General features: G+C 42.4%; 1 protein-coding gene. It reads right to left on the bottom strand.

What is annotated here, in order from left to right; translation table 11 throughout:
- Positions 1-88: 88 nt before the first annotated feature.
- The gene (locus QUA50_RS29170) at positions 89-1,096 is read right to left on the bottom strand and encodes a tellurite resistance TerB family protein (RefSeq protein WP_333268794.1); all 1,008 of its coding nucleotides are present in this window, start codon (positions 1,094-1,096) and stop codon (positions 89-91) included.
- Between the last annotated feature and the right edge of the window lie 244 nt (positions 1,097-1,340).

Raw genomic sequence — 1,340 nt, 5'->3', positions numbered from 1 at the left:
AACTTATATTTAACTCTGCTTGAATATATCGATCACTCCTGTTCTTAGTTTGCGATCGATTATTCAGCAAACCCTAAATAAGTCCTGTCTATTCGATCGGCCCAAATTCTATTGTCTCAATAAACTCAAAAATCTTGTTCATAATTCCCTCAACTTCAGACTCCAGGGAACCCAACTCATCCCCTTCCTGATAAATTCGCTGACAGCTTACCGTGTAGCAAAAATCGTCAGCAATAAAAGCCATAAGTCCCCGGTAAGCATCCAACCGAGTCAGAGTGCCATCGTTTTCTTGCACGCTGATAGTTGCACCCCCAGGCAAATCTAAAACCGCGAAATAAGCTTCTTCATCTTCTAAATATTCCGCGTGGAGTAACTTAGAATTGGGAACATTAGCCAGAATTGCCTGAGAAACAAAATTGTCGAGAAAAGACTTGAGATAAGTTTCCTCGCCAACCGACTCGATTGTTTCTTCAACTTCACCAGCCACAGGGAAATAATCAATTTTTAGCAAAACGCCAAAGTCGTCAGAAAATGCGACACAGCTTTCTTGCTCGTCAATTTTACCGCCTCGTTCCTCGTCAACAGGAATGGGAACGCTAAAATTGCCTTCAGGAGATACGTACCATGCCGCATCGAAATCAGAATCTTCGCCCTCTACTTCCGAGTAAGCAGCAGTTACATCCTCAATAATTTCTGCTGCTTCCTCGTCTTCGACACCTAATGCTTCCTGGAATTCCTGAAGAAAAGCCTGGTGCTTCTGAGATATTTCGCCATCTGCGACAAACATTGCTGCAGTTATTGCAAAAGTATCCAACACTAACTCATCTGGCATGGATTCCCAAGCAGTATTAAATAATGCTCCTAAACCGTCTTGGGCGACAATACCGTCGAATCTTTCAAACATTGCTGACATATCATCTTCCGAGTATTCAGCAAATATTTCTGATTCCCAAAGTATGCTTTCTAAGATATCAACATCCGTATCAGGGGAATTTGCCTCTGCTGCCACAAATGCTACCGCTGCTACGGATTCTTCTAAAGTTAAGCTTGCTTCGGATTGGTCTTCTGAATTGAATATTTTATCAAACTTGCCCACAGGTTTGGCCCCGCTAGTGTTTAGTTTTGCTATTCATAGCAAATTTATGACATAAAAAGATAGTAGTCAGGGATACATTTACTTTTTGCAAAATGCCTGCAGTCAATCTGGGGTGCGTCTAGCCTTACACCTTACCACTCGTAAATATTAAATATCCAATTAAGGAGCGTGAATTAAATAATTTGCATAAGCCTGTGGGATGGGCGTCTCGCCCGTCTATAAGGGACGGGCGAGACGCCCATCC

The organism is Microcoleus sp. M2_D5 (assembly GCF_036701935.1).
In the GTDB taxonomy this organism is placed as follows: Bacteria; Cyanobacteriota; Cyanobacteriia; order Cyanobacteriales; family Microcoleaceae; genus Microcoleus.
This window is presented reverse-complemented; position numbering and strand designations above follow the sequence as displayed.